Origin of the sequence: Streptomyces sp. NPDC021115 (assembly GCF_044333065.1) — a bacterium.
Lineage (GTDB): Bacteria > Actinomycetota > Actinomycetes > Streptomycetales > Streptomycetaceae > Streptomyces.
Window position 1 is genome coordinate 59581 of the sequence record NZ_JBIRQF010000008.1, and the last position, 25626, is coordinate 85206.

Genomic DNA, 25626 nt, shown 5'->3' on the forward strand with positions numbered 1-25626 from the left:
CGGCCCTGACGCTGCCCGGCGCGCCGCTCGGCTCGCCGGTCACGGTGCGCACCCCGCACCCTGGGTGGTGTCGGAAGACCCTCGCTGATGTCACAGACCCTCGATGGTGTCCCCAGCCCGTCGGTGATGTCCCAGAACGGAGGAACGTCTTGAACTCGACCGAACGCCCCTCGGAGCGCGCCATCGAGGCCGCCGAGGCCCACAGCGCGCACAACTACCATCCGCTTCCGGTCGTCGTCGCCTCCGCCGAGGGGGCGTGGATGACCGACGTCGAAGGCCGCCGGTATCTGGATCTGCTCGCCGGGTATTCCGCGCTCAACTTCGGGCACCACAACCGGCGGCTGATCGACGCCGCCAAGGCACAGCTGGAGCGGGTCACGCTCACCTCGCGCGCGTTCCACCACGACCGGTTCGCCGCGTTCTGCACCGAGCTGGCCGCGCTGTGCGGCATGGAGACGGTGTTGCCCATGAACACCGGCGCGGAGGCGATCGAGACGGCGATCAAGACCGCCCGCAAATGGGGCTACCGGGTCAAGGGCGTGCCCGACGGGCGGGCGAGGATCATCGTCGCGGACAACAACTTCCACGGCCGCACGACCACGATCATCAGCTTCTCCACCGATCCGGAGGCCCGCGCGGACCACGGCCCGTACACCCCGGGGTTCGACATCGTGCCGTACGGGGATCTGGCGGCGATGGAGGCGGCGCTCGACGCCGGGGCCGGGGAGACGGTCGCCGTCCTGCTGGAGCCCATCCAGGGCGAGGCGGGGGTGCTGGTGCCGCCGCCCGGCTATCTGGCCGGGGTGCGGGAGCTGACCCGGGCGCGGGGCGTGCTGTTCATGGCCGATGAGATCCAGTCGGGCCTGGGCCGCACCGGGAAGACCTTCGCCTGTGAGCACGAGGGCGTCGTGCCGGATGTCTACGTGCTGGGCAAGGCGCTGGGCGGCGGGGTGGTGCCGGTGTCGGCGGTGGTGTCCTCCGCCGAGGTGCTGGGCGTCCACCACCCCGGTGAGCACGGCTCGACGTTCGGCGGCAATCCGCTCGCCTGCGCGGTCGCGCTGGAGGTGATCGCCATGCTGCGGACCGGGGAGTTCCAGGGGCGCGCGGCGGAGCTGGGCGAGCATCTGCACCGGGAGCTGGCACGGATGGCGGACGGCGCGGCGGTGGAGGCGGTGCGGGGGCGTGGGCTGTGGGCCGGTGTGGACATCGAGCCGTCGCGCGGCACCGGGCGGCAGATCTCCGAGCGGCTGATGGACCGCGGGGTGCTGGTCAAGGACACCCATGGGTCCACCATCCGGATCGCACCGCCCCTGGTGATCGGCAAGGAGGATCTGGACTGGGCCCTGGACCAGCTCAGGGCGGTGCTGTCGGAATGATCAGATTTCTCTTATCGCTCCGCCGCCGCTTATGGGGTCTGGTGTTACAGGGTCTCGTGCGGCAGCGGGATCACGTGCGGAATGAAGCGCGCGTACTCATCCGTGATCAGTCCGGCCGACTCCCGGATGCCGAGGCCCGCCGGTTCGTCCTCGACCACCCACGCACCGAGGACCACCCGGTTGCCGTCGATGTCCGGCAGCGGGGCCAACTCCTGGTAGCAGCAGGCCTCGTCCCGGATGACGGGCTCCGCGCCCGGCTGGTGCACGGTGACGCCCGCGCCCTCCCGGCCGAGCAGCGGCTTGGCCACGTAGCCGGTGGTGGTGGCCAGTTCGCGGGGCCCGTCGAGGTAGGCGGGCAGCAGGTTGGGGTGGCCGGGGTACAGCTCCCACAACACGGCCAGCAGCGCCTTGTTGGACAGCAGCATCTTCCAGGCGGGCTCGATCCACAAGGTGGAGCCGGTGCCGCCGCCGTTGTCGATCGTGTCCAGCACATGGGGACCGAACCGGTCGGTGACCAGCCACTCCCAGGGGTAGAGCTTGAAGCAGCCGCGGATGAAGCGGTGCCGCTTGTCCACGAAGCGGCCGGAGAGCCGTTCCCAGCCGATGTCCTCCATGGAGATCGCCTCGGTCTCCAGCCCCGCCTGTTCGGCCGTCTCTCGCAGGTAGGCGACGGTCATCAGGTCCTCGCCCAGCTCGTCCCCGGCCGAGTGGGCGAAGTACAGGGGCCCGCCCGGCAGCAGCAGGGCGGCCTGGTTCCGCCAGGCGTCGACCAGCCGCTCGTGCAGCGAGTTCCACTGGTCGGCGCCGGGGAAGCGGTCCTCCATCCAGAACCACTGGGCGCTCGCGGCCTCCACCAGCGAGGTGGGCGTGTCCGCGTTGTACTCCAGCAGCTTCGCCGGGCCCGGGCCTCCGTCGTACCGCAGGTCGAACCGGCCGTAGACGCTGGGCTGTTCGTCCCGCCGGTGCCAGGACTCGGCGACCAGCTCGGCCACCCGCGGGTCCTCGATGCCGAGGTCGGCGAAGCGGTCGGCGTCGACGATGTGGGCGGCCGCCTCCAGACACATCCGGTGCAGCTCCTCGACCACCTCCTCCAGCGCCTCGACCTCGGGCAGCGAGAAGGCGTAGTAGGCGCTCTCGTCCCAGTACGGGCGCAGCGAGTCGTCCGGGTAGCGGGTCAGCGGGTAGATGACCCCCTGCTCCTCGACCGTGGCCTGCCAGTCGGGTCGGGGGTCGATGGTGTGACGCTTCATCGGGTCGTCGTCCGGTCAGCCGCCGCCGGATCCCGAGCAGCCGAAGCCGCCGCGGTCGGCCGCCTGGCTCTTGCTGAAGGTGCCGTAGTCCGCCCAGCGGCCGTCGACGTCGGCGTCGTAGTACCAGTCGCCGTCGACCCGCTTGGTGGTGCCGCGGCTGCTCTTCTTCTTGCCGCCCGTGGTGCCCGAAGAGCTGTTGCAGGCACTGGAGTCGACGATGCGGTAGCCCCTGATGTCGTAGCTGTCCGGGTCGACACAGCGCTTGTCGGGCTCCGACCCGCAGGAGGTGAGGGCCGCCGCGAGTGCGCCCATGCCGCCCAGGATCACCGTGCTCGACCGCAGCCGTCGAGGACCTTTTCGTTCCATCGGTTCTGCTCCCCCGTTCGTTTGTCCGCCCACCCTAGAGGGAGTTATCGCACAAGTGAACGCCGGGGCCGGGAGGCGGGCCGCCGGGAGGCGGGCCGCTCAGGGCAGTACCCGGCACAGCGCGTCCAGGGCGCCCGCGAAGGCGTGGTCGGGCGGCGCCCCGTAGGCGAAGACCAGTTCGTCCGGCTCGGATTCGCCGCCTCCCGGCGCGTCCTTCTCGCGGTACCGGTAGCGGTTCAGGCCCTCCATGGCCAGGCCCTGCCAGGCGGCGCCCTGGAGGACGGACCGCACGGTGCCCGGCGGCAGTTCGAGCACCGCGTGCAGCCCGGCCGCGATGCCCGTGACGCGCACCCGCGGCGCGCGTTCGGCCAGCGCCGCCACCAGCTGGTCGCGGCGCCGCTGGTAGCGCAGCCGCATCCCGCGCACATGGCGGTCGTAGGACCCCGAGGAGATGAACTCCGCGAGCGTCAGCTGGTCCAGCGCGCCCGACTCCCACTCCCCCGTCCGTTTGACCGCCAGCAGCCGGTCCAGCAGATGGTCCGGCACCACCATCCAGGCCAGCCGCAGCGCGGGCGCCAGGCTCTTGCTCGCCGTGCCCAGATAGACCACCCGTTCCGGGTCCAGCCCCTGGAGCGCGCCCACCGGCTGGCGGTCGTAGCGGAATTCGCCGTCGTAGTCGTCCTCCAGCACCAGACCTTCGGTCCGGGAAGCCCAGTCGACCACGGCGGCCCGCCGGTCGGGGTCCAGGGCGACGCCGGTGGGGAACTGGTGCGCCGGGGTGAGCAGCGCGGCCCGCACGTCGCCGAGGCGGTCCAGTTCGCCGGTGCGGGCGCCCCGCCCGTCGATCGGCAGCGGCACGGTGCGCAGTCCGCCGCGGCGCAGCACGTTCCAGTGGAGGTCGAGGCCGTACGACTCGACGGCCAGCGCGCGATGGCCGTCCCGGTCCAGCGTCCGGGCGAGCAGGGCGAGCCCCTGGATGAACCCGGCGCAGATCACGATCCGTTCGGGCGCGGCCCGCACCCCGCGGGCGCGCGCCAGATAGTCGGCCAGGACCCGGCGCAGTTCGGGCCGCCCGCTGGGATGGCCGTAGTTGAAGGCGTCGCTGGGCGCGGTGGTCAGGGCGCGCCGGGCGGCGGACAGCCAGGCGGAGCGGGGGAAGGCGGAGACATCGGGCGACCCGGCCCGCAGGTCGTACGCCGGGCGGGTGGCGGCCACGGCGGCGGCCTGTGGGGTGCGCGGCGGCGCGGGCTCGGGCGGGACCACGCGCTGGGCGACCCGGGTGCCGGAGCCCTGGCGGGCGGTGAGCCAGCCCTCGGCCACGAGTTCGCCGTAGGCGTCGGCCACCGTGTTGCGGGCGATGCCGAGATCGGCGGCGAGGGTGCGGGAGGAGGGCAGCCGGGTGCCGGGGGCGAGACGGCCGCCGCGTACGGCGTCGCGCAGGGAGCGGATCAGCGCGGACCGCACCCCGGTGGCCCCGCCCCGCGGCAGGTCCAGATGCAGATCGGCACCGAGGCCAGAGCCGGAAGTGGCCCACGAATCCTCCATGGAAATGGACCATACTCCTGGGCTGGTGAGGTTCTAGCGTGGTCCGCATGACGACATCGGAGAGCACCTCTCGCCCCGGTCCCCGGATGCGGTTCGCGCACGCGGCCCCCGCGGTCTACAAGGCCATGATCCAGCTGGACGCGGCGGCCCGGCAGGGCCTGGAGCCCTCGCTGACGGAGCTGGTCAAGATCCGTGCCTCGCAGGTCAACCACTGCGCGTTCTGCATCGACATGCACATCAAGGACGCCCGGGCGGCGGGCGAGACCGAGGAGCGGATCTATCTGCTCAACGCCTGGGAGGAGGCGGTCGGCGTCTACACCGAGAAGGAGCAGGCGGCGCTCGCCCTGACCGAGGCCGTCACCGTCCTGACCGACGGTTTCGTCCCGGACGAGGTGTACGACCGGGCCGCCAAGCACTTCGAGGAGGATGAGCTGGCCCAGCTCATCGCGCTCATCCTCACCATCAACGCTTGGAACCGGATCTGAGTGACTACCCGCATGATTCCGGGCTCCTACCAGCCGACGACGCGCTAGGGGGCGCAGATGACCAGCACCACGGCCGAGGCCGGGGCGTTCCGGGCGATGCACCACGGGCGGGACGCGGAGGCGCCGCTCGTGCTGCCCGGGCCCTGGGACACCGGTTCGGCCCGCGCCTTCGTGGACGCGGGCTTCCCGGCACTGGCGACGCCGAGCGCCGGGATCTCCGCGTCGCTGGGCTACCAGGACGGCCGGATGCCGGCCGGGGAGATGTTCGCCGCGGTGGCCCGGATCGTCCGGGTCGTTGAGGTGCCGGTGTCGGCGGACCTGGAGAGCGGCTACGGCCTCGACGCCAAGGAGCTGGTCGAGCGGCTGCTGGAGACCGGGGCGGTGGGCTGCAACCTGGAGGACTCCGACTCGCTGACCAGACAGCTGGCCGACCCGGGCGAGCAGGCAGACCGGCTGGCGGCGGTGCGGGCCGAGGCGGGCGACGCCCTGGTGCTCAACGCCCGGATCGACACCTTCGCCCGCGGCGAGTTCGTCCGCGACGGGACCGTAGACGTCGAGGGCGCGACCGAGGCGGCGATCGAGCGCGGGCGGGCCTATGCGGCGGCGGGCGTCGACTGCGTCTATCCGATCTTCGCGCCGTCGGAGGTGCTGCCCCGGCTCGCGTCCGCCATCGGCGCTCCGGTCAACGCGTCGGCCTTCGCGGCGGACGGCCCCTCGCCCGCCGAGCTGGGGCGGCTCGGCGCCACCCGGGTCACCTTCGGCCCCCGGCTCTACCGCGAGACGATGGCCGCCGCCCGGGAGCTGGCCCAACGGCTGGGCCCCGCTCCGTCGCCCGCGTGAGCGGGGACGGGCGGGGCCCGGCCGGGGTGGAACCTTCAGCGTGTGATCGCGGCAAAGGTCGGGGCTAGGGCAGCCACTTCTTCCACACCTCCGGGTGCGCCTCGACCCACTTCTTGGCCGCGTCCTGCGCCGACATCCCGTCCGAGGCGATCAGCTCGGACACCTGGTTCTGGTCCTTCTTGGTCCAGTGGAACTTCTTCAGGAAGGCGGCGGCCTTGCCGCCCTGCTTCGCGAAGTCCGCGTTGAGGTACTTCTGGAGCGGGGTGGTCGGGTAGGCGCAGTCGATGGAGTCGGGGTTCTTCTCGCCCTTGGCGGCACACTTGTCCGTGTACTTGGGCAGCTTCACCTCTTCCATCGGCACCTGGTTGAACAGCCACTGCGGCTCGTACCAGTACGTCAGGAAGGGCTTCTTCTGCTTGGCGAACTGCTTGAGCTGGGTGATCTGGGCGGATTCCGAACCCGCGAAGACAATCGAGTAGTTCAGCTTCAGATTGTTCACCAGCGCCTTGTCATTGGTGACATAGGACGGGGAGCCGTCCAGCAGCTGGCCCTTCCCACCGCTCTCCGCGGTCTTGAAGGTCTTCGCGTACTTGTTGAGGTTCTTCCAGTTCAGGACGTCCGGATGCTTGTCGGCGAAGTACTTCGGCACCCACCAGCCGATGTGGCCGGTGACGCCGAGGCCGCCGCCCGACGTGATCGTCTTCTTGTCCTTGACGTACCGCTGTTCCTGCTCAGGGTGGCCCCAGTCCTCCAGGATCGCGTCCACCCGGCCCTGGCTGAGCGCGTCCCACGCCGGGATCTCGTCCACCTGGACGGTGTCGACGTGGTAACCCATCTCGTGCTCCAGCAGATACTGGGCGACGGCCACGTTGGCCTGTGCGCCGACCCAGGACTGGACGGAGAGGGTCACGCTCTTCGCTCCGCCCACATTGGCGTACGGCGAGGACTGCTTGGACATGTCCGCCGCGCCGCAGCCGGTCGCGGTGAGCAGGGCCGTGACCCCGGTGGCGGCCATCAGCAGCTGCCGACGGCGCGGGTTACGGGCCGTAGCCATCTCAGGCCCCCTTCTTCTCGCGGCGTGCGGTCGGCTGCGTCACCCGGTCGAGCATCAGCCCCAGGCAGACGATGGCGGCGCCCGCCACCAGACCGGTCGCCAGGTCTCCCTGTGCCAGGCCGAACAGCACGTCGTAGCCGAGCGCACCCGAACCGACCAGACCGCCGATGACGACCACGGCCAGCACCAGCACCACGCCCTGGTTGACGGCGAGCAGCAGCGCCGGGCGGGCCAGCGGAAGCTGGACCTGGCGCAACTGCTGCCCCTGGGTGGCGCCGAGCGAGCGCGCCGACTCCAGCGCGGCCGGGTCGACGTTCCGGATGCCCTGGGTGGTGATGCGGATGACGGCGGGCAGCGCGTAGACGATGGCCGCGGCCGCCGCGGGGGCACGGCCGACGTCGAACAGCGCGACCACGGGGATCAGGTACACGAACTGCGGCATGGTCTGGCACACGTCCAGCACCGGTCGCAGCATCCGCTCCAACCGGGCGCTGCGCGCGGCCCAGATGCCGATCGCGAAACCGAGCACCAGCGTGACGACGACGGCCGCCAGCACCTGGGACAGGGTGTCCATGGACTCCTTCCACACGCCGAGCACACCGATCACGGCCATGGCGGCGGTGGCGGTCAGCGCGGTGGCCCAGGTGCCGATCAGCCAGGCCAGCGCCGCGACGATCAGCAGGATCCCGTACCACGGGACGCCCTGGAGCCCCTCGCGCAGCGGGTCGAGGACCCACTTGAGGTAGTTCGCGGCCCATTCGGCGGTGCCGCCGACGACCGGAACCCCGGTGTAGAAATGGTCGACGATCCATTCCTTGAACTGGTTGACGGGCCCCTCAATGGCGACGGTCCAGCCGCCCGGCCAGGTCTGGGAGCCGGACAGCCGTCCGGCGACGGTGATCACCGCGGTGATCACCGCGACGCCCGCCCACGCGGGCCAGCCGCGCAGCAGCCGGGAGCCGCCCTCGGCCGGGGGCGCGCCGAGCCGTTCACCCGCCACCCCGATGGTGCGGTCCATCACGACGGCGAGAAGCACGATCGGGAGTCCCGCGGCGAGCGCCTTGCCGACGTCGACGCTGGACAGCGCCTGGTAGACGCGGTCACCGAGACCGCCGCCGCCGATCACGGAGGCGATCACGGCCATGGACAGCGCCATCATGATCGTCTGGTTGATGCCCAGCAGCAGTTCCTTGCGGGCCAGCGGGAACCGGGCGGACAGCAGCCGCTGGCGCCAGGTCGCGCCGAGCGAGGCCACGGCCTCCAGCACCCCGGCGTCCGCGCCGCGCAGGCCGAGGGCGGTGAGCCGGGCCATCGGCGGAGCCGCGTAGATCACGGTAGCCAGCACCGCGCCGGGCACGCCGTTACCGAAGATCATCACGACCGGCAGCAGATACGCGAACGCGGGCAGCACCTGCATGGTGTCGAGCACCGGCCGCAGCACCCGGAACGCCAGTTCCGAGAGGCCGCCGGCCAGGCCCAGCAGTCCGCCGATGACGACGGAGGCGGTGACGGCGACGGCCATCAGCGCGAGCGTCTGCATCGTCGGCACCCACATGCCCAGCACTCCGCAGACGGCGAGGGACACGAAGGTCGTCACCGCGACCCGCACCCCGGCCACCCGCCAGGCGACCAGGGTCAGCCCGGCGGTGACACCGGCCCAGCCGAGGGCGAGCAGGGCGATGTAGACGACGCGGACGCCGGTGATGATGGCCTGGCTGATGTAGCCGAAGAAGTAGAGGAAGATCCAGTGGCTGTCGCGGTTGTCGAGGATCCAGTCGCTGGACTTTTTCAGCGGTCCTGACACATCGACGGTCAGCGCCTGCGGCCAGCCGGCACCGGCCCACTTGGCGTGGGCGAGCGGTATGAGCACGGCGGCGATCACCGCGAGCACCGCGAGCTTGCGGACGACCGGGCTGCTCACGGCCGCGCGCAGGCGCGACGGGCGCTGCTCGTCCGCGGCGTTCGTGCCCGCGGACGGTCCGGTGTCGGGATCGGTGGTGGGGCGGGTGGTCGTGACGCTCACACGCGCCTCCCGGTGCCGCCCCACGAGAAGGGGTTCGGAGGCGTATTGCTCATGCCGCTGCCGCCTCCTTCCCGTCCAGGCCCGCGACGATGTCGAGCAGGCAGGCGTGGTCCACGACGCCCAGGCAGCGGCCGCCGTCGACGACGCGCGCGGGGCCGCCGGAACGGGCCACGGCCTCGATCGCGTCGGCGACGGTGGTGCCCGGGGTCAGCGCGGGCCCGTCGTCCTTCTCGTCGGCCGTCGCGGGGCGCATCGCGCGGCGCACGGTCAGCACCTGCTCGCGCGGCACGTCGCGGACGAAGTCCCGTACGTACTCGTCGGCCGGGGAGCCGACGATCTCCTCGGGGGTGCCCAGCTGCACGATTTCGCCGTCGCGCATCAGCATGATGCGGTCGCCGAGCCGCAGCGCCTCGCTGAGGTCATGGGTGATGAACACCATCGTCCGGCCCTCGTCGTGGTGCAGCCGGATGACCTCCTCCTGCATGTCGCGGCGGATCAGCGGGTCGAGCGCGCTGAACGGCTCGTCGAACAGCAGCACCTCGGGGTCGACGGCGAGCGCCCGGGCCAGGCCCACACGCTGCTGCTGACCACCGGAGAGCTGGCCGGGACGGCGGCGCTCCAGACCGGTGAGGCCGACCTTCTCCACCATCTCGGCGGCCTTGGCGCGGCGCTCGGCCTTGCCGACGCCCTGTATCTCCAGGCCGTAGGCGATGTTGTCGAGGACGGAGCGGTGCGGCAGCAGCCCGAAGTGCTGGAAGACCATGGCGGCGCGGTGGCGGCGCAGATCGCGCAGCCGGGCCTTGTCCATGGCCATGACGTCCTCACCGTCGATCTTCAGCGTCCCGGAGGTGGGCTCGATGAGCCGGGTGAGGCAGCGCACCAGGGTGGACTTGCCGGAGCCGGACAGGCCCATCACCACGAACACTTCGCCGGGCTCGACGTCGAAGGAGACGTCCCGGACGGCGGCCGTGCAGCCGGTGCGGGCGCGCAGCTCCGCCGCGGGCAGCTCGGCGTCGGGCGAACCGGGAACGCGGTCGGCCTTCGGGCCGAACACCTTCCACATGTCGCGCACCGAGAACACCGGGGTGCGGTCGCCGGTCTCAGAGGTCTTGGGGGTGTCGGGCGTCTCGGGCGTCAGGGTCGTCGCCATCACGCCTCACCTCCCGGAGCGAGCTGGGCGGCTCGTTCGCGCGATCGGTAACGGACCTGATCACGCTCGCCGACCAGCAGGTCCGCGCACTTCTCGCCAACCATCAGCACTCCGATCATGGGGTTCACGGCCGGCATGGTCGGGAAGACCGACGCGTCGGCGATCCGGATGCCGGACAGGCCGCGGATCCGCAGATCGGGGCCGACCACGGCGAGTTCGTCGTTCGCGGCGCCCATCTTGCAGGTGCCCGCGGGGTGGTAGACGGTGTGCGCGACCTTACGGGCGTACTCGCTGATCTCCTCGTCCGAGGTGATCTCCGGGCCCGGGCAGACCTCGCGCTTGAGCCAGCCGGCCAGCGGCTCGGTCTTGGCGATCTCGCGGGCGAGCCGGATGCCGTCGACCAGGGTGCGGCCGTCGTAGTCGTCCTCGTCCGTGAAGTAGCGGAAGTCGAGGGCGGGCTTGACCTCGGGGTCGGCGCTCGTGAGATACAGGCGGCCGCGGCTGCGCGGCTTGGGGATGTTGGGGGTCATCGACACGCCGTGCTCGGGCTTCTCGTAGCCCAGCCGCTCCGGGTTGTCGGTGAACGGGATCTGGTAGAAGTGGAACATCAGATCCGGCCCCTGGGATTCGGGGTCGCGGCGCACGAACAGCCCGGCGTCCGAGTCCATCGCGGAGTTGTCCGGGATCGGGCCGTCGGTCTCCCACACGATCACCGACTCGGGGTGGTCGAGCAGGTTCTCCCCCACGCCCGGCAGGTCGACCTTCACGGGTATGCCGAGCGCCTCCAGGTCGGCCTTGGGGCCTATGCCGGAGTGCATCAGCAGCCGCGGGGTGTCCACCGCGCCCGCGCAGACCAGGACCTCGGTCCGCGCCTCGATCAGGATCTCCTCGCCGTCCTTGGTGCGGACGTGGACGCCGGTGGCCCGGCCGCTGTCGTCGAGCTCCAGCTTGTACGCCCAGGTCTCCAGCATGATGTGGAGGTTCTTCCGGTCCAGGAAGGGGTGCAGATAGGCGACCGACGCCGAGGAGCGCTTGTTGTTCTCCGGGTGGTACGAGAGGTCGAAGAAGCCGACGCCCTCGTGGAACGGCTTCTTGTTGAAGCCCTCGACCCGCGGCACGTCCGCGGCGGCCTGGGCGGCCTCCACGAAGTCCCGGGCTATCGCGTTCCGGTCCTTCTCGTCGACCGCCACGATGTTGTTCCGCAGCTTGTGGAAGTACGGGTCCATCGCGGCGGCGTCCCAGCCCTCGGCGCCCGCCTCGGCCCACTCGTCCCAGTCGCCCGGCAGCGGTTTGAAGGAGATCAGGGTGTTGTGCGAGGAGCACCCACCGAGCACCCGGGCGCGGCTGTGCCGGATGTGCGAGTTGCCGCGCGGCTGCTCGACGGTGGGGTAGTCGTAGTCCAGATCGCCGCCGAGCAGACCCAGCCAGCGGCGCAGGGTGAGGACATCGGGGCGGTCGATGTCGGACGGGCCGCCCTCGATGACGGCGACGCTGACGTCCGGATCCTCCGTGAGCCGGGAGGCGATCACCGATCCTGCGGTGCCTCCGCCGATGACGACGTAATCGTATGCGTCAGGTACGGGCATGGTGGGTGTTTCTCCTCGCGGTCTGCCGGTCTTCCGGGGCGGCCCGCACGGGTGCGGGCCGGGGGCCGTCCCAGGAGAGGGGATGGGGGGTTACGGACGGGGGAGGGACGCCGGGCACCGTCACCGGACACGACAGGGCCCGGGCCCGGCGGGAGGTCCGGGCCCGGCCGTGCCGCCCCGGGCGGGGGCCGGCGGTGGGGCGTCAGCCGCCGAACCAGCGCACCGGGCTGGGCCGCAGGTTCTCGTAGACATGCTTGGTCTCGCGGTACTCGTCCAGGCCCGCCGGGCCCAGCTCACGCCCGACGCCGGACTTGCCGAAGCCGCCCCATTCGGCCTGCGGGAGGTAGGGGTGGAAGTCGTTGATCCACACGGTGCCGTGGCGCAGCCGCGCCGCGACCCGGCGGGCGCGCGCGGTGTCGGACGACCAGACGGCACCAGCCAGGCCGTATTCCGTGTCGTTGGCGAGGGTCACGGCCTCATCTTCGGTGCTGAACGTCTCGACCGAAAGGATCGGGCCGAACGTTTCTTCCCGGACGACCCGCATCTCGCGGTGGCACTGGTCGAGCACGGTCGGCAGATAGAAGTAGCCGGTCGCGGGGCGGACCTCGGACGGCTCGGGCTGCTTGCCGCCGCAGCGCAGCACGGCGCCCTCCTCCAGGGCGGACGCCACATACGCCTGGGTCTTGGCGAGCTGCTGGGCGGAGACGAGCGGGCCGCACTCGACGCCCTCTTCGGTGCCGCGGCCCAGCTTGATCTTCTCGGCGCGGCGGACCAGCTCGGCGACGAACCGCTCGCGCACCGACTCCTCGATGATCAGCCGGGCACCGGCCGAGCAGACCTGGCCGCTGTGGATGAAGGCGGCGTTGAGGGCCTGGTCGACGGCAGTGTCGAAGCCCTCGTCGGTGGCGCAGGCGTCGGCGAACACGACGTTCGGGTTCTTGCCGCCCAGCTCCAGGGCGACCTTCTTCACGCTCGGCGCGGCGGCCTGGGCCACCTTGGTGCCGCTGATCAGGCCGCCGGTGAAGGACACCAGGTCCACATCCGGGTGCTCGGACAGCCGGGCTCCGACCGGGTCGCCCGCGCCGGTCACCAGGTTGGCCACACCGTTCGGCAGGCCCGCCTCGACCAGCAGCTTCACCAGGTGGACGGTGGACAGCGGGGTCACTTCGCTGGGCTTGATGACGAAGGTGTTGCCCGCCGCGAGCGCCGGGGCCACCTTCCAGCTGGCCTGGAGCAGCGGATAGTTCCAGGGCGTGATCATCGCGCAGACGCCGACCGGCTCGTGCACCACGACGCTGTGGACGTCGGGGCTGCCCGCGTCGACCACACGCCCGGCGGACTCGCCCGTGACCAGGTCGGCGAAGTAGCGGAAGGCGTTGGTCACGTCGTCGACGTCGACCCGGCCCTCCTCCAGGGTCTTGCCGGTGTCCCGGCTCTCCAGCAGCGCGATCTCCTCGCGGTCGCGCTGGAGCAGATCGGCGACGCGCCGCAGCAGCGCCGCCCGCTCGGCGACCGGGGTGTGCGGCCAGGGGCCGCTGTCGAAGGCGCGGCGCGCGGCGGCGATGGCCGCGTCGGTGTCCTCGGCGCCGCCCTCGGCCACGACCGCGAGCGTCTTGGCATCCGCGGGGTCGAGAACCTCCCGCTGCGCGTCGGATGCGGCCGCCTGCCACACCCCGTCCACATGAATGGTCTCGACTGCCGACACGTCTACCTCTGCCTTCCGGTATTGCGAGCGTTTCCGCTGGCCACGCCAGCAACAGGGACCCCTTACCGGTTGCGCCAAACGTATGCGCAATTTTTCCTTGAAAGTGGCACGGCTCACGCGCGGCAGAGGGCGCGGACCTGCGCAGGGTCGGGGCGCGGACCTGCGCAGGGTCTACGAGGCGGTGCAGTAGGCGGTGGCGCAGAAGGTCTCCAGCACCGTGTCATGGAGCGACTGCTCCTCCGCCCGGTCACCGGCGGGGCCGATGATCAGCACCGCGTACATCGTGCCGTTCTGCGCGGCGAAGCGGCGGTCGAGTATCCGGCGGGCGCCGGACTTCTTGCTCTGGTACGTGTACTCCAGCTGGGCGGGGTCCATGGCGGCCGCGCCGAGCTGGGCGAGCGTGACCTGCTCGTAGTCGGTGTTCCGCGACGCCAGCCGCTCGGCCTCCTGCGCCGACTCGTACGGGGTGGCCTCGGGGCCGTGCAGCTCGAAGACCTGGATCTTGGTGTCGTCGTCGGGCGAGGTGTAGAAGACGCTCGGCCCCTCCACCGTCCGCCGCCATCCGTCGGGGACGGCGATGTCGAAGCCCTCCGGATCCCGTGCGGTGGTGAAGCCCGCTGGCGGCGCGGAGCCCGTCAGGGGCGGGGCAGCCGAGGCGGACGCATACGGCGACCCGGACGGATACGCCGAGGGCAGCCCGGACGGCGAGGCGCTCGGCCGCACCGACGGCAGACCGGTGGGCGCACCGGTCTCGGGCGCGGGATAGACATCGCCGGGCGCGGTGGCGTCCGCGGTCGCCGAGGGCGCGGGGGTCGCCCGGTCCCAGGGCAGCGGGCCCGCCTGCTTCCCGGTCGTGCCGTCACCGCCGAACGCCACCCAGCCGGAGAACGCGATCCCGGCGGTCAGGAACACCGTGACCGCGACCGCCTGCACCACCCGCCGCGTCTCGGCGCCCGGGGCGGGACCCGCTCCGGCGCCGGGTCCGGCGCCCGGCTGAGCCGCCGGCCCTTCGCCGGGCTCCCACTGCCGGGTGTCCCCCGGCCCCCACCGCTCCTCCGGACCCCACAATTCCTCCGGGCTCCGCTGCTCCTCGGGCCTGCGCTGCTCCTCCGAGCCCCCGTCAGTCATGCCCGCCCCCCTTATCCACATTCTTCTACCAATAAGAAGAGTTAACCGTGTTAGCCGATATATGGGTACCCACTATGCGAATCTCGGCCACGCTCAGCCGGCCGGGCAGTACGCGGTGGGGCAGAAGGCGTTCAACGCGACCCGCTGTTGCTCCACTTGGTGCGGCCACTCATCGGACGGGCCCGCCACCAGCACGGCGTACTGCACTCCGTCCGGTCCGGTGAAGGCACGGTCGACGACGCGGCGCGGACCGTACTTCTCGCTGCGGTAGCCGTACTCCAGCTCCGCGTCCGCGTCGTCGCCAGAGCCGAGCCGCTTCAGCCCGTACCGCTTGTAGCCGGGGTTCTTCTTGAGACTGGTCTCGGCCTGCTTCAGCGCCTCGTACGGGGTGACCTGTGGGCTGGTCAGGGCGAAGACCTGGATCAGCCGGCTCGCGTCGGACGACTCGTAGAAGACCCCCGTATCGCGCTTGACGCGCTGCCAGCCCGACGGGACGTCCAGCGTGAACCCCTCCGGGTCCGCGGTGCGTTGATAGCCCGCAGGTGCCCCGCTGCCCGCGGCGACCGAACCCGACGACGACGCGGACGGCTGCCCCGACGACGGCACGGTCTCGGACGGCGAGGGCGAGCCGCTGGCCCAGTCGGACGCTGTCGCGCTCGGGCCGCCGCCCTCCTTCGCCGTGTCGTCGCCACTGCCCGACAGCAGATGCCAGGTGCCGACGCCGATGCCGCCGATGAGCACGACGGCCAGCACCACCAGCAGCACCGGCCCCCGATGCGGGCTGGGCGGCCGTCTGCCCGGGGCGGGCGGCTCGGCACCCTCCCCCACCCAGCGCTGCGCGGCCTCGTCCCAGTGGGGGCCGCGCTCGCCGCTCGGCGCGCTCATCTCAGCCGCCCAGCAGTGCGCCGACCGCCTGGCCGACGGCGACACCCGACGCCAGCATGCCGATACCGGCCCCGGCGTCCTGCAACAGCACCCGGAGCCGGGCGAGGCGGCCCGCCCCGGCGCGGCCGGTGCGCTGGATCTCGTCCTGGGCGCCGGACAGTTCGTCCGACAGGGCGCTCACCTCGGGGGTGGCCACCAGCCGCTCCAGATCGGCGGAGAGCTGCTGGACGGCGTGCAGCAGCTCCTCGTACGCCGGGTCGCAGCCGGTGCCCTCCTGCGGCCCGTTCACGATGTGGCTGTTGTCGCCGATGCCGACGACACCGCCGCGCACATTGCCGATGCGGATGTTCCCGAACCGCCGCCCGCCGTGGCCTCCGGCCGTGCCCGCGCCGCTGTCCTCATCCCTCTCAGCCGTCGCCATGACCGCCTCCCCCTCCGCTGACACTGGTGCCTCTGGTGTTGCTGACCGTGTTGTTGTCGCCGACGGTGATGGCGCTGTCCTGTGCGGACTCGATGAAGATGCCGCCACCGCTCACGTTGATGATCTTTTGCTCGAACTCGCCGGTCTCCCATCCGGCTTCGTCCAGCGCCTGCCGCACCCCGTTGGCCACCCGGTCCTCGACGCTCTTCAGATAGCGGCTGACGTCCATCTCCTGGAAGAGCGAGGCGGTGCCGTCGCTGCCCAGCTCGCGCACCGACTTCCAGGGCCCGTCCGGGATGGCCGCGGCGTAGGCGCCCGTGTATATCCGCACAAAGAAGGCGATCATCCGGAAGCCGTGGATCAGCGCCCGGCCCGCGGTCGTGGGGATCCGGGCCAGCGCCCACAGCACCTTGCCGGGCAGCCCGCCGCGGCGGTGGGAGTCGGTGAGCCGGTCGATCGCGCGGAAGTCCGGGCGGATCGGGCGCAGCACATGGGGGGCGAACTCCACCATCAGCATGCCGCCCTGGGTGTGCACCCGGACGAAGACGGTGGTGACGACCTCCTCCTGCCAGGCGCCGACCCGGATGCGCAGGAAGTGCCGCCGGACCTCGCCGCCCTCCTCGACCGCCTCGGCGCGCTCCCGCTCGAAGTGCGCCTCGTCGTGCGGCGCGAGGGAGCGGCTGCGCAGCCCAGTGGCCTTCACGAACACGCACTCGTCCAGCTCCAGACCGCGCAGCCGGTCCCGCACCTCGACCGATTGCCGTGGCACCGCGGCATTCCGGGCGGGCGTCCGGGCGGAGGGGGTGCGCAGGTTTTCCACCAACGGCCGGATCCGCTCCAGGATCACCCGGTTGTCGAGCGGCACCGCCGTACGGCCCTCGCGCGGCCGCAGCTCGACCGCGAGCGTCCAGGTGGCGTGCGCGGTGCCCGCCCCGAGAAAGGGGTGCTGATCGTGGTAGAGGATCACCGGCGCGTGCTGCTCGCGGCGGATCAGCTCCCGCACCCGCCGGAAGCGGGCGCTGCCGGAGCGCTCCGCGGGGTCGTCGGCCGGATCGGCGAAGGCCCGGGGATCGAGGTCGGTGGACAGCACCCGGGCCACATGCTCGCGGTGCAGGGCGACCGCCGCGGCCATCGCGGTGGGGATCAGCAGCGCCGCCCAGGCGGCCCCGGCGCCCGACCCGGTCGCCAGCCCCGACAGCCCGGTGCTCTCCTCCAGCGCGCTCGGCTGCGGGTTGTCCGCGAAGACCAGCTCCAGCGCGGAGGCCACATAGGCCATCAGCAGCAGCACTCCGAACACCCGCAGGACCGCGGCCAACCGCCGCCGGGCCGGCGGGATTCCGTCGGAGCCCGGATAGTCGGCGCCGAACGGGCCCGAGGCGCCGCCCCTGGCCCACGTGGCCAGCAATAACAGCCCGCAGGCCAGCAGGAAGATGACGAAGAAGCCCTTGGCCAGCAGGGCGTGGAGCATCCAGAGCGCGATCAACAGCAGGATCCAGCCCGCCTCCACGCGGCGGGCGCGCAGCGCGTGGGCCAGCACCCGGGACGCGTCGACGCCCAGCGACGGCGCCACGACACGCTCCTCGTGGACCAATAACTCGTCCACGACCGCGTCCCTGAAGTCATCGTCCAGATATGCGCCCGCGCACAGCAGCCTGGTGGCCTCGCTGGCTGCGTGATCACTGCGACTGCCTGAGCCCATGCTCTCCCCCCGAGGCCGGCGTCAACCCCTCTTACGGTAGGAGAAGGCGGGGCGCAAGAACAGGGAATAGCCGAAGGGTCACCCTCCGGGGTGAATAACGGAGGGTGACCCTTCGGAAGTCCGTGAAAAGGCCACGGGAAAGACCGCGGGTGAAGTCCGCGGCGGGGTGCGTCAGATGAGGCCGAGACCGCGCACGGCCTCGCGCTCCTCCTCCAGCTCCTTCACCGACGCGTCGATGCGGGTGCGGGAGAAGTCGTTGATCTCCAGGCCCTGGACGATCTCGTACTTGCCGTCCTTGGTGGTGACCGGGAACGACGAGATCAGGCCCTCCGGGACGCCGTACGAGCCGTCCGACGGGATGCCCATGGAGGTCCAGTCGCCCGCCGCGGTGCCGTTGACCCAGGTGTGGACGTGGTCGATGGCGGCGTTGGCGGCCGAGGCGGCCGAGGACGCGCCCCGGGCCTCGATGATCGCGGCGCCGCGCTTGGCGACGGTCGGGATGAAGGTGTCGGCCAGCCACTGCTCGTCGTTGACGACCTCGGCGGCGTTCTTGCCCGCGACCTCGGCGTGGAAGACGTCCGGGTACTGGGTGGCGGAGTGGTTGCCCCAGATCGTGAGCTTCTTGATCTCGCCGACCTGCACGCCGGTCTTCTGGGCGAGCTGCGACAGCGCGCGGTTGTGGTCCAGGCGCGTCATCGCGGTGAAGCGCTCGCCCGGTACGTCCGGGGCGGCGGCCTGGGCGATCAGCGCGTTGGTGTTCGCCGGGTTGCCCACGACCAGGACCTTGATGTCGTCCGCCGCGTGGTCGTTGATGGCCTTGCCCTGCGGCTTGAAGATGCCGCCGTTGGCCTCCAGCAGGTCGCCGCGCTCCATGCCCTTGGTGCGGGGGCGGGCGCCGACCAGCAGCGCGACGTTGGCGCCGTCGAAGGCGACGTTCGGGTCGTCGGAGATGTCCACGCCACGGAGCAGCGGGAACGCGCAGTCGTCCAGCTCCATCGCGGTGCCCTCGGCCGCCTTCAGCCCCTGGGGGATCTCCAGAAGGCGCAGTTTCACCGGCACGTCCGGGCCGAGGAGCTGGCCGGAGGCGATGCGGAAGAGCAGCGCGTAGCCGATCTGGCCTGCCGCGCCGGTGACGGTGACATTGACGGGAGTGCGGGTCATGGCGGTCTCCTGCGCTGTGTTTGTCCGAGATCTCTTGGTGTCGAGATACCGGCGTCAGGCTATCCGACGCCCAGGCGCCCGCAGCCCCGGGTCTCTGTGTCGCTTCTCACCGGACACCGTCGCCGCTCAATCGGACACACACCGGCGGCCGTCTGCCAGGAGGGGGAGTACAGACGGCCGCCCGGTGTCGCACCCGTGGGGGGGGGGTTCGGCGTGCGCATGCCCCGATTCCCCGGGGTCATTCCCCCCGGCCTGAAAATTCACCCGTACAGCCGCGCTGCCCGCCGGTGAGGGTCGCGCACGCGCTGGTCCGCGTGGCGGCGTCCGCCGTGACCATCCGGGTGTACGCGTCGCCGTCCGCGTCGACCGTGCCGCGCTCGGTACGGGCTGCCCCGCCGCCCTTGGCGGGGGCGTCGACCCGCACCGAATCGCCGGGGGTGGCCTGGGCGATGCGGGCCCAGGCGGCGCCGCAGACCTTGCTGTAACGGACCTCGACGTACGCCGTCCCCACCATCGCGTTCGCAGTCGTCCTGGCGTACTTGCCGCCGCAGCCCATGGCCTCCGGGTCCTTGCCCGCGCAGCCGTTCCCTGAGCACTTCACCCCGGCCGGGAGCCGGGACGCGGTGGTGGCGGGGGCCTTGACCGGCTGCTGGGCCCGCTTCCCGCCGTCGTCGCCCTGGCCGATCACCAGCACGGCACCGGCCACGATCAGCAGCGTGCCGACCACGCCCGCGGCGAACAGCGCGATACGGCGCCGGGGCCGCCCGGCGGGGCGCGGCGGGCCCGGCTGGTCGACCACGGGCAGTGCGGATGTCATGGGCGGTGCGGGAGGCGCGGACGACACGGGCGGTGCGGGCGTCGCGTCCGGTACGGGCAACGTGGGCCACGCGCGCGACGACGTCTTCGGAACGGGCTCCACCAGCGGGTGTTCGGGTTCTGGTACCTCGACGCCCGGCATTTTCTGGGTGCTTGGGACGCTCTGGGCGCTCTCCGTGTGCGGCGTGCTCTGGGTGGTCGGGAAGGCGGAGGTGGAGGCGGGGGCGGCCGGGCGGGACTTCGACAGTTTGCGTCCGCTCTTCTTCTCAACCGGCGGCGGCGCGAACTCCTCCAGCGCGGCCCGCGCCCGATCGACCCGGATCGCCTCCATCGTGACGTCGTGTCGCGCTTCGGCGCGGCTCCACGCCCGCTCCGCCAGCTCCCACAGGGTGCCGAGGTGACCCGCGTCCGCGCCCGTCGCCTCGGCCAGCGCCTCCACCGCGCCCTGCGGCGGCAGGAGTCTGCCGCCGAGGTAACGCTCCCAGGAGGTCTTGCTGTAGCCCGTGCGGTCGGCGATGGCCACGACGCTCATACCGCTGCGGTCGACGAGTCCGCGTAACTGCCCGGTGAACTCCCGCACCTGCGGGTCGAGTTCCTCCGGCAGGTCCCTCCAACGAGGCATGTGCCTCCCCCTGTCCCCCCGTACGTACCTGGTGTGGTTCCGCTTGGTCCGGCCCCCGTGCGGCCTCCCGGGCGTCGATCTGACTACCCAAAGAGATGCCTTGCCCCAGGATGTCAGTTCTCCCCGTGGGGGCGCATCGGAGCATTTCGGACCGGGGAGCGCACTCCCCACGCCCTCGCTCGTCGTTGCGCGGCCGATACCTCGTCGCGGAACTGTCACTTCCGAGCCACAGGCCCCCAACGTCCATTGATCCCGCACAGCTGACACACAACCCTGTTCATCAGGCGGTCCGTCCTTCTTCGGGGGAGAGGGCGGACCGCCGCCCGAACCGCGAAGGGCGCGAACAAGCCAACGGCGGCCCGTCCTCCCGCGGGGGGTGAGGACGGGCCGCCGTTCGGTTGGCGGACCGCGCGGAGGGCGCGGACTAGCGGACCGTGAAGTGCACCACGTCCTGAAGGAACGGGAGCTTGATCCAGGGGTTCGGCTGAACCATCAGCGACAGCAGCACGATCACCGCGCCGAGCCCGCCGTACGTCACCAGGTCGGTGAAGCGCGACCGTACGGCCAGCATCCCCACCTCCGGCAGCGCCCACCGCAGCGCCGCACCGGCCAGCAGGGACAGCCCGATCAGCGCCGTGCCCAGCCGGAACCCGTCCAGCGCGACGATCAGCAGCCCCAGCGCGACGCCGCCCACCACCGCCAGGAACGGCCACTGCCGGGCGGTCGCCGGGGCGCTGCCGGGCGCGGCCCGGCCGCCGCCCTGCGGACGGGCGGTGTCCCGGGTGATCAGCGGGAAGCGACGGGACTTGCGGAGCAGCAGCCCGGGCAGCTCCGCGACCGTCGGCTTGCCCGCCGATGCCTTGGCGCCTGCGGGCTCCTTGGCCTCGGGCTCTTCAGCCGCTGCCTGAGCCGTCTGCGCCGACTGCGTCTGCTGAGCCGCCTGATCGGCCGCGGGCGGCTCCTCGCTCGCCTCAGCCGTCATGACCGGCACCGCCGTCGGCGGCCGCCTTCGCGTCCCGCTCGGCCGCCTCCACGACGTTGACCAGCAGCTGGGCGCGCGTCATCGGGCCGACACCGCCCGGGTTCGGCGAGATCCAGGCCGCGACCTCGGCCACATCGGGGTGCACATCCCCGGCGATCTTGCCCTCCTCGTCTCGGCTGACGCCCACGTCGAGCACCGCCGCGCCCGGCTTGACGTCCTCGGCCTTGACCAGGTGCCGCACCCCGGCGGCCGCCACGATGATGTCGGCCTGGCGCAGCTGCGCGGACAGGTCGCGGGTGCCGGTGTGGCACAGCGTGACCGTCGCGTTCTCGGAGCGGCGGGTGAGCAGCAGCCCGATCGAACGGCCCACGGTGATGCCGCGGCCGACGACCACCACATGCGCGCCGTTGATCTCCACGCCGTGGTGGCGCAGCAGCTGGATGATGCCCTGCGGGGTGCACGGCAGCGGCGCGGTCTCGTTGAGCACCAGCTTGCCGAGGCTCATCGGGTGCAGCCCGTCGGCGTCCTTGGCCGGGTCGATCAGCTCCAGCACCCGGTTGGTGTCGATGCCCTTGGGCAGCGGCAGCTGGACGATGTAGCCCGTGCAGGCCGGGTCCTCGTTCAGCTCGCGGACCGCCGCCTCGATCTCCTCCTGGGTGGCGGTGTCGGGCAGGTCGCGGCGGATGGACGCGATGCCCACCTGGGCGCAGTCGCGGTGCTTGCCCGCGACGTACCACTTGCTGCCCGGGTCTTCGCCGACGAGCAGGGTTCCGAGGCCGGGATGGACGCCCTTGGCCTTCAGCGCCTCCACGCGGCTGACGAGATCGGACTTGATCGCGGCGGCGGTTGCCTTGCCATCGAGAATCTGGGCGGTCATGGCTTCATCCTCCCGGATGCGGGGACATCGGTTCCACCCAGGGCCCCTCGGACCCTCGGAGGGGCCAGGCCGCACCCCTGAGCGGGGTGCGGCCTGGCGGTTGCGTTGTGTCGCGCGGGGCGGCTCAGTGGAAGAAGTGCCGCGTACCGGTGAAGTACATGGTCACGCCCGCCTTGCGGGCCGCCTCGACCACCTGCTCGTCGCGGACCGAGCCACCCGGCTGCACCACGGCCTTGACGCCCGCCTCGGCCAGCACCTCGAAGCCGTCCGGGAACGGGAAGAAGGCGTCGGAGGCGGCGTACGAACCGGTCGCCCGCTCCTCGCCGGCGCGGGCCACGGCCAGCTTCGCCGAGTCGACGCGGTTGACCTGGCCCATGCCGACGCCGACCGTGGCGTTGTCCTTGGCGAGCAGGATCGCGTTGGACTTGACCGCGCGGCAGGCGCGCCAGGCGAAGGCCAGCTCGGCGAGGCCGTCGGCGTCCAGCGCCTCCCCGCTGGCCAGGGTCCAGTGGGCCGGGTCGTCGCCCTCGGCCTGGAACCGGTCCTTGGCCTGGAGCAGCACGCCGCCCTCGATGGGGCGCTGCTCGGTGACCGCCGCGGGGGCATCGGCGCAGCGCAGCACGCGGATGTTCTTCTTGCGGGCCAGCGCCTCGACCGCGCCGTCCTCGTACGCGGGGGCCACGATGACCTCGGTGAAGATCTCTGCGACCTGCTCCGCCATGGCGACCGACACCGGACGGTTGACGGCGATCACGCCGCCGAAGGCCGACAGCGAGTCGCACGCGTGCGCCTTGCGGTGCGCCTCGGCGACGTCCGCGCCGGTCGCGATCCCGCAGGGGTTGGCGTGCTTGATGATCGCGACGCACGGGTCGGTGTGGTCGTACGCGGCCCGGCGGGCGGCCTCGGTGTCGACGTAGTTGTTGTACGACATCTCCTTGCCGTGCAGCTGCTCCGCGTGCGCGAGGCCCGTGCCGCTGCCGTCGCTGTAGAGCGCGGCGGGCTGGTGCGGGTTCTCGCCGTAACGCAGGACCTGCTGCCGGGTGAAGGTCGCGCCGGTGAAGTCCGGCCAGTCGCCCTCGTCGGCCGCCGCACTGTGTCCATCAGCGGCTCCGCCGCGGGCATCGGCGAACCAGTTGGCCACCGCCACGTCGTACGCCGCGGTGTGCTGGAACGCCTCGGCGGCCAGCCGCTTGCGCCGCTCCAGGTCGAACCCGCCGTCGGCGGCGGCCTTGAGGACGTCGCCGTAGGCGGCCGGGTTGACGACGACCGCCACGGACGGGTGGTTCTTGGCGGCGGCGCGGACCATGGACGGGCCGCCGATGTCGATCTGCTCGACGCACTCGTCGGGCGAGGCGCCCGAGGCGACCGTCTCGCGGAACGGGTAGAGGTTGACGACGACCAGCTCGAACGGCTCGACGCCCAGCTCGGCGAGCTGGGCGCGGTGCGCCTCGAGCCGCTGGTCGGCGAGGATGCCCGCGTGGACGCGCGGGTGCAGGGTCTTGACGCGGCCGTCCAGACACTCCGGGAAGCCGGTCAGCTCCTCGACCTTCGTCACCAGAACGCCCGCCGCGGCGATCTTCGCGGCCGTCGAGCCGGTCGAGACGAGCTGGACACCCGCCGCGTGCAGCCCTTGGGCCAGCTCCTCCAGACCCGTCTTGTCGTACACGCTGACCAGCGCGCGGCGGATGGGCCGCTTGGTACCTTCGGCGGTCACGGGATCCTTACCTTTCGTCCCTCAATGCGATAGCCGTGACGGGCCAGACGCCCCACGACCTCGACGAGCAGCGAGCGCTCGACTTCCTTGATCCGCTCGTGCAGAGCGGACTCGTCGTCCTCGTCCCGGACCTCGACCACGCCCTGGGCGATGATCGGGCCGGTGTCGACCCCGTCGTCGACGAAGTGGACGGTGCATCCGGTCGCCTTCACGCCGTACGCGAGCGCGTCGCGCACCCCGTGGGCGCCGGGAAAGCTGGGCAGCAGGGCCGGGTGGGTGTTGACACACCGGCCGCCGAAGCGGGCCAGGAACTCCTTGCCCAGGATCTTCATGAACCCCGCCGAGACCACCAGGTCCGGCGCGTACGCGGCCGTACGGTCCGCCAGCGCCGCGTCCCACTCGGCGCGGCTCGCGTAGTCCTTGACGCGGCACACGAAGGTGGGGATGCCGGCGCGCTCGGCGCGCTCCAGACCGGCGATGTCGCCGCGGTCGGCGCCGACGGCCACGACCTGGGCGCCGTAGGCCGCGGCGCCGCCGTCGGCGATGGCGTCGAGGAGCGCCTGGAGGTTCGTACCGGAGCCGGAGACGAGAACGACGAGGCGGGCAGGGGACCCGGGGCGGGCGGGGAGGGGCGGGGAGGCCACGGCGGGGATCTTTCTCGCGGGCGGTGCTGCCGTTTGTGTGGTCGTACAAGGTCATGGCCCGTTGAATTCCGGGGAACTCTACGAAGCCGCCGACCGTCAGCAACGATACCGGCACACGAAGCGGCCCCCGGGGGACGGGGGCGGGCACGGGAGGTAGCGTCTGGACTGCGAATCCAACTGATGCCGTGGGAACGACCGTCGCGCCCGCCCCGCCGAACCGTGCGGCAGGAGCCGTACCCGGACCGGGTGTGCAGGACGACGACACAAGGGGAAGACACACTCCAGATGCCGGACCGACGCCGCCGCGCGGCTCATCGCCTCACGCCGACCCCCAGCGCCACCGGGGGGCGGCCATGAGGCGCGCCCGCACGTCGCGTACGACGCCGCTGCTGCGCGAGCAGCAGTCACCGTCGTCCTCCTCCTCGTCCCCCTCGTCCTCCTCCGCCTCGTCCGGGGACCAGCGCGGTCCCGGGGGGCACGACGGCGAGGACCGGCGCGAGGACAATCCGTTCGCGCCGCCGCCCGAGGGCAGGCCCGACCAGCCCTGGCAGCCCCGGCACCGGCCAGAGGACGGCGGCGACGGCAGCGACGGCTCCTCCAGCAGCGGCTCGCAGGGCGGCGGCTCACACGGCGACGGCGGCTCCGGCGCCCAGGGTGACCAGCCGCAGCAGCCCCCGGCCTGGGGCAGCCAGTGGAGCAGCCGCCAGCCAGGCCGCCAGAGCGGCGGCTTCGGCACCGGCCCCGGCGGCACCCGCCAGCCCGGGCCCGGCGGCCAGGGCAGCGGCCCGGCCGGACCGCGCGGCTGGGACCCCACCGACCCGGCCCAGCGGCGCGCGCGGTACGCGCTGCTGGCGGGCATGTGGGCGTTCTTCTTCGCCCTGTTCAGCCTGGCGCAGATCGCGCTGCTGCTCGGCGCGCTCGCCCTGTACTGGGGCGTCAGCTCGCTCCGGGCCAAGCCGCGCCGTACGGCCACGGCCACGTCCACCGCGCCGAACGGCACCGCGAACGCGCCCCTCAACGCCCCGCCCCCGCCGCCGGGCGCCACTCCGGCCCGGCTGCCCGCGCCCGGCTCCGGCTCGTCGAAGCCGCAGTCGACGGCGGCGATCAGCGGCCTGGTGACGGGCGGGCTCGCGCTCGCCATCGTGGCGGCGACGTTCAGCTTCCAGCTCGTCTACAAGGACTACTACACCTGCGTGGACGACGCCCTCACCCAGACCTCCCGGCACGCCTGCGAAACCCAGCTGCCCAAGGAGCTGCGGCCCCTGCTCAGCACCGGCGAATAGCACCGGTCCGGCTG

Annotated in this window: 22 protein-coding genes; 4 read left to right on the plus strand and 18 right to left on the minus strand. The window is 72.1% G+C overall.

Annotated features, from left to right (window positions below; all coding sequences use genetic code 11):
• Positions 1-149 precede the first annotated feature (149 nt).
• Positions 150-1376: an ornithine--oxo-acid transaminase gene (rocD, locus tag ACH4TL_RS24550; protein WP_398319518.1), complete on the plus strand. Its 1227-nt coding sequence runs from the start codon at positions 150-152 to the stop codon at positions 1374-1376.
• 44 nt (positions 1377-1420) lie between these two features.
• On the opposite strand, the gene ACH4TL_RS24555 is transcribed toward rocD, so the two are convergent.
• From ACH4TL_RS24555 to ACH4TL_RS24565, 3 genes are all read right to left on the minus strand, one after another.
• Positions 1421-2626, minus strand: a complete 1206-nt coding sequence (locus tag ACH4TL_RS24555; RefSeq protein ID WP_398319515.1) for a glutathionylspermidine synthase family protein — start codon at positions 2624-2626, stop codon at positions 1421-1423.
• Between the two features lie 15 nt (positions 2627-2641).
• On the minus strand, positions 2642-2992 hold the full coding sequence (locus ACH4TL_RS24560) for a hypothetical protein (RefSeq protein ID WP_398319511.1): 351 nt from the start codon (positions 2990-2992) through the stop codon (positions 2642-2644).
• Positions 2993-3091: 99 nt separating this feature from the next.
• The gene (locus tag ACH4TL_RS24565; protein WP_398319508.1) at positions 3092-4537 is read right to left on the minus strand and encodes a PLP-dependent aminotransferase family protein; all 1446 of its coding nucleotides are present in this window, start codon (positions 4535-4537) and stop codon (positions 3092-3094) included.
• Positions 4538-4584: 47 nt separating this feature from the next.
• Here ACH4TL_RS24565 and ACH4TL_RS24570 point away from each other — a divergent pair, with 47 nt between their 5' ends.
• Together ACH4TL_RS24570 and ACH4TL_RS24575 are read left to right on the plus strand one after the other, a co-directional pair.
• Complete coding sequence (locus tag ACH4TL_RS24570) at positions 4585-5022, plus strand: carboxymuconolactone decarboxylase family protein (RefSeq protein ID WP_398319505.1); 438 nt, start codon at positions 4585-4587, stop codon at positions 5020-5022.
• A gap of 57 nt (positions 5023-5079) precedes the next feature.
• The gene (locus tag ACH4TL_RS24575; RefSeq protein ID WP_398319502.1) at positions 5080-5862 is read left to right on the plus strand and encodes an isocitrate lyase/phosphoenolpyruvate mutase family protein; all 783 of its coding nucleotides are present in this window, start codon (positions 5080-5082) and stop codon (positions 5860-5862) included.
• A 64-nt stretch (positions 5863-5926) separates the two neighbouring features.
• Here the strand turns inward: ACH4TL_RS24575 and ACH4TL_RS24580 are convergent, their stop codons facing one another.
• The 15 genes from ACH4TL_RS24580 to purN form a co-directional block, all read right to left on the minus strand.
• Positions 5927-6916 (minus strand): ABC transporter substrate-binding protein, encoded by a 990-nt coding sequence (locus tag ACH4TL_RS24580; protein WP_398319499.1) that lies wholly within the window; start codon positions 6914-6916, stop codon positions 5927-5929.
• Position 6917: 1 nt separating this feature from the next.
• Positions 6918-8939 (minus strand): ABC transporter permease, encoded by a 2022-nt coding sequence (locus ACH4TL_RS24585; protein ID WP_398319496.1) that lies wholly within the window; start codon positions 8937-8939, stop codon positions 6918-6920.
• Between the two features lie 49 nt (positions 8940-8988).
• Positions 8989-10089, minus strand: coding sequence for a glycine betaine/L-proline ABC transporter ATP-binding protein (locus tag ACH4TL_RS24590; RefSeq protein ID WP_398319493.1), 1101 nt, complete (start codon positions 10087-10089; stop codon positions 8989-8991).
• Complete coding sequence (locus ACH4TL_RS24595; RefSeq protein ID WP_398319490.1) at positions 10089-11675, minus strand: GMC family oxidoreductase; 1587 nt, start codon at positions 11673-11675, stop codon at positions 10089-10091. Before ACH4TL_RS24595 ends, ACH4TL_RS24590 begins: the two co-directional genes overlap by 1 nt.
• Before the next feature lie 202 nt (positions 11676-11877).
• Positions 11878-13380, minus strand: coding sequence for an aldehyde dehydrogenase family protein (locus ACH4TL_RS24600; protein WP_398319487.1), 1503 nt, complete (start codon positions 13378-13380; stop codon positions 11878-11880).
• Positions 13381-13551: 171 nt separating this feature from the next.
• Positions 13552-14508: a serine/arginine repetitive matrix protein 2 gene (locus tag ACH4TL_RS24605; RefSeq protein ID WP_398319484.1), complete on the minus strand. Its 957-nt coding sequence runs from the start codon at positions 14506-14508 to the stop codon at positions 13552-13554.
• A gap of 93 nt (positions 14509-14601) precedes the next feature.
• The gene (locus tag ACH4TL_RS24610) at positions 14602-15393 is read right to left on the minus strand and encodes a hypothetical protein (protein WP_398319481.1); all 792 of its coding nucleotides are present in this window, start codon (positions 15391-15393) and stop codon (positions 14602-14604) included.
• 1 nt (position 15394) lies between these two features.
• Positions 15395-15814, minus strand: coding sequence for a hypothetical protein (locus ACH4TL_RS24615; protein ID WP_398319478.1), 420 nt, complete (start codon positions 15812-15814; stop codon positions 15395-15397).
• Positions 15801-17513 carry a hypothetical protein gene (locus ACH4TL_RS24620; protein WP_398319475.1) on the minus strand — a complete coding sequence of 571 codons (1713 nt, stop codon included), beginning with the start codon at positions 17511-17513 and terminating at the stop codon, positions 15801-15803. Before ACH4TL_RS24620 ends, ACH4TL_RS24615 begins: the two co-directional genes overlap by 14 nt.
• A 171-nt stretch (positions 17514-17684) precedes the next feature.
• Entirely contained in the window at positions 17685-18674 is a 990-nt protein-coding gene (locus tag ACH4TL_RS24625; RefSeq protein ID WP_398319472.1) for a malate dehydrogenase, read from the minus strand.
• Positions 18675-18912: 238 nt separating this feature from the next.
• Positions 18913-20112, minus strand: coding sequence for a helix-turn-helix domain-containing protein (locus tag ACH4TL_RS24630; protein ID WP_398319468.1), 1200 nt, complete (start codon positions 20110-20112; stop codon positions 18913-18915).
• 424 nt (positions 20113-20536) lie between these two features.
• Complete coding sequence (locus ACH4TL_RS24635) at positions 20537-21094, minus strand: DUF3017 domain-containing protein (protein ID WP_398319465.1); 558 nt, start codon at positions 21092-21094, stop codon at positions 20537-20539.
• Positions 21084-21971, minus strand: coding sequence for a bifunctional methylenetetrahydrofolate dehydrogenase/methenyltetrahydrofolate cyclohydrolase (locus ACH4TL_RS24640; RefSeq protein ID WP_398319462.1), 888 nt, complete (start codon positions 21969-21971; stop codon positions 21084-21086). Before ACH4TL_RS24640 ends, ACH4TL_RS24635 begins: the two co-directional genes overlap by 11 nt.
• A gap of 124 nt (positions 21972-22095) precedes the next feature.
• Positions 22096-23685: a bifunctional phosphoribosylaminoimidazolecarboxamide formyltransferase/IMP cyclohydrolase gene (gene purH, locus ACH4TL_RS24645; protein WP_398319459.1), complete on the minus strand. Its 1590-nt coding sequence runs from the start codon at positions 23683-23685 to the stop codon at positions 22096-22098.
• Positions 23682-24329, minus strand: coding sequence for a phosphoribosylglycinamide formyltransferase (gene purN / locus ACH4TL_RS24650; RefSeq protein ID WP_398319456.1), 648 nt, complete (start codon positions 24327-24329; stop codon positions 23682-23684). Before purN ends, purH begins: the two co-directional genes overlap by 4 nt.
• A 353-nt stretch (positions 24330-24682) precedes the next feature.
• Here purN and ACH4TL_RS24655 point away from each other — a divergent pair, with 353 nt between their 5' ends.
• Positions 24683-25612, plus strand: a complete 930-nt coding sequence (locus tag ACH4TL_RS24655) for a hypothetical protein (protein ID WP_398319453.1) — start codon at positions 24683-24685, stop codon at positions 25610-25612.
• Positions 25613-25626: the final 14 nt, after the last annotated feature.

Bases quoted from the DNA above. Each gene is read 5' to 3' on its own strand.
- ACH4TL_RS24625 (WP_398319472.1), bottom strand. From the start codon at position 18,674: ATGACCCGCACTCCCGTCAATGTCACCGTCACCGGCGCGGCAGGCCAG.
- ACH4TL_RS24610 (WP_398319481.1), bottom strand. From the start codon at position 15,393: ATGAGCGCGCCGAGCGGCGAGCGCGGCCCCCACTGGGACGAGGCCGCG.
- ACH4TL_RS24595 (WP_398319490.1), bottom strand. From the start codon at position 11,675: ATGCCCGTACCTGACGCATACGATTACGTCGTCATCGGCGGAGGCACC.
- ACH4TL_RS24640 (WP_398319462.1), bottom strand. From the start codon at position 21,971: ATGACCGCCCAGATTCTCGATGGCAAGGCAACCGCCGCCGCGATCAAG.
- ACH4TL_RS24570 (WP_398319505.1), top strand. From the start codon at position 4,585: ATGACGACATCGGAGAGCACCTCTCGCCCCGGTCCCCGGATGCGGTTC.
- ACH4TL_RS24580 (WP_398319499.1), bottom strand. From the start codon at position 6,916: ATGGCTACGGCCCGTAACCCGCGCCGTCGGCAGCTGCTGATGGCCGCC.
- ACH4TL_RS24575 (WP_398319502.1), top strand. From the start codon at position 5,080: ATGACCAGCACCACGGCCGAGGCCGGGGCGTTCCGGGCGATGCACCAC.
- ACH4TL_RS24555 (WP_398319515.1), bottom strand. From the start codon at position 2,626: ATGAAGCGTCACACCATCGACCCCCGACCCGACTGGCAGGCCACGGTC.
- ACH4TL_RS24655 (WP_398319453.1), top strand. From the start codon at position 24,683: ATGAGGCGCGCCCGCACGTCGCGTACGACGCCGCTGCTGCGCGAGCAG.
- ACH4TL_RS24565 (WP_398319508.1), bottom strand. From the start codon at position 4,537: ATGGAGGATTCGTGGGCCACTTCCGGCTCTGGCCTCGGTGCCGATCTG.
- ACH4TL_RS24620 (WP_398319475.1), bottom strand. From the start codon at position 17,513: ATGGGCTCAGGCAGTCGCAGTGATCACGCAGCCAGCGAGGCCACCAGG.
- ACH4TL_RS24590 (WP_398319493.1), bottom strand. From the start codon at position 10,089: ATGGCGACGACCCTGACGCCCGAGACGCCCGACACCCCCAAGACCTCT.
- ACH4TL_RS24630 (WP_398319468.1), bottom strand. From the start codon at position 20,112: ATGCCTCGTTGGAGGGACCTGCCGGAGGAACTCGACCCGCAGGTGCGG.
- ACH4TL_RS24615 (WP_398319478.1), bottom strand. From the start codon at position 15,814: ATGGCGACGGCTGAGAGGGATGAGGACAGCGGCGCGGGCACGGCCGGA.
- ACH4TL_RS24635 (WP_398319465.1), bottom strand. From the start codon at position 21,094: ATGACGGCTGAGGCGAGCGAGGAGCCGCCCGCGGCCGATCAGGCGGCT.
- ACH4TL_RS24560 (WP_398319511.1), bottom strand. From the start codon at position 2,992: ATGGAACGAAAAGGTCCTCGACGGCTGCGGTCGAGCACGGTGATCCTG.
- ACH4TL_RS24605 (WP_398319484.1), bottom strand. From the start codon at position 14,508: ATGACTGACGGGGGCTCGGAGGAGCAGCGCAGGCCCGAGGAGCAGCGG.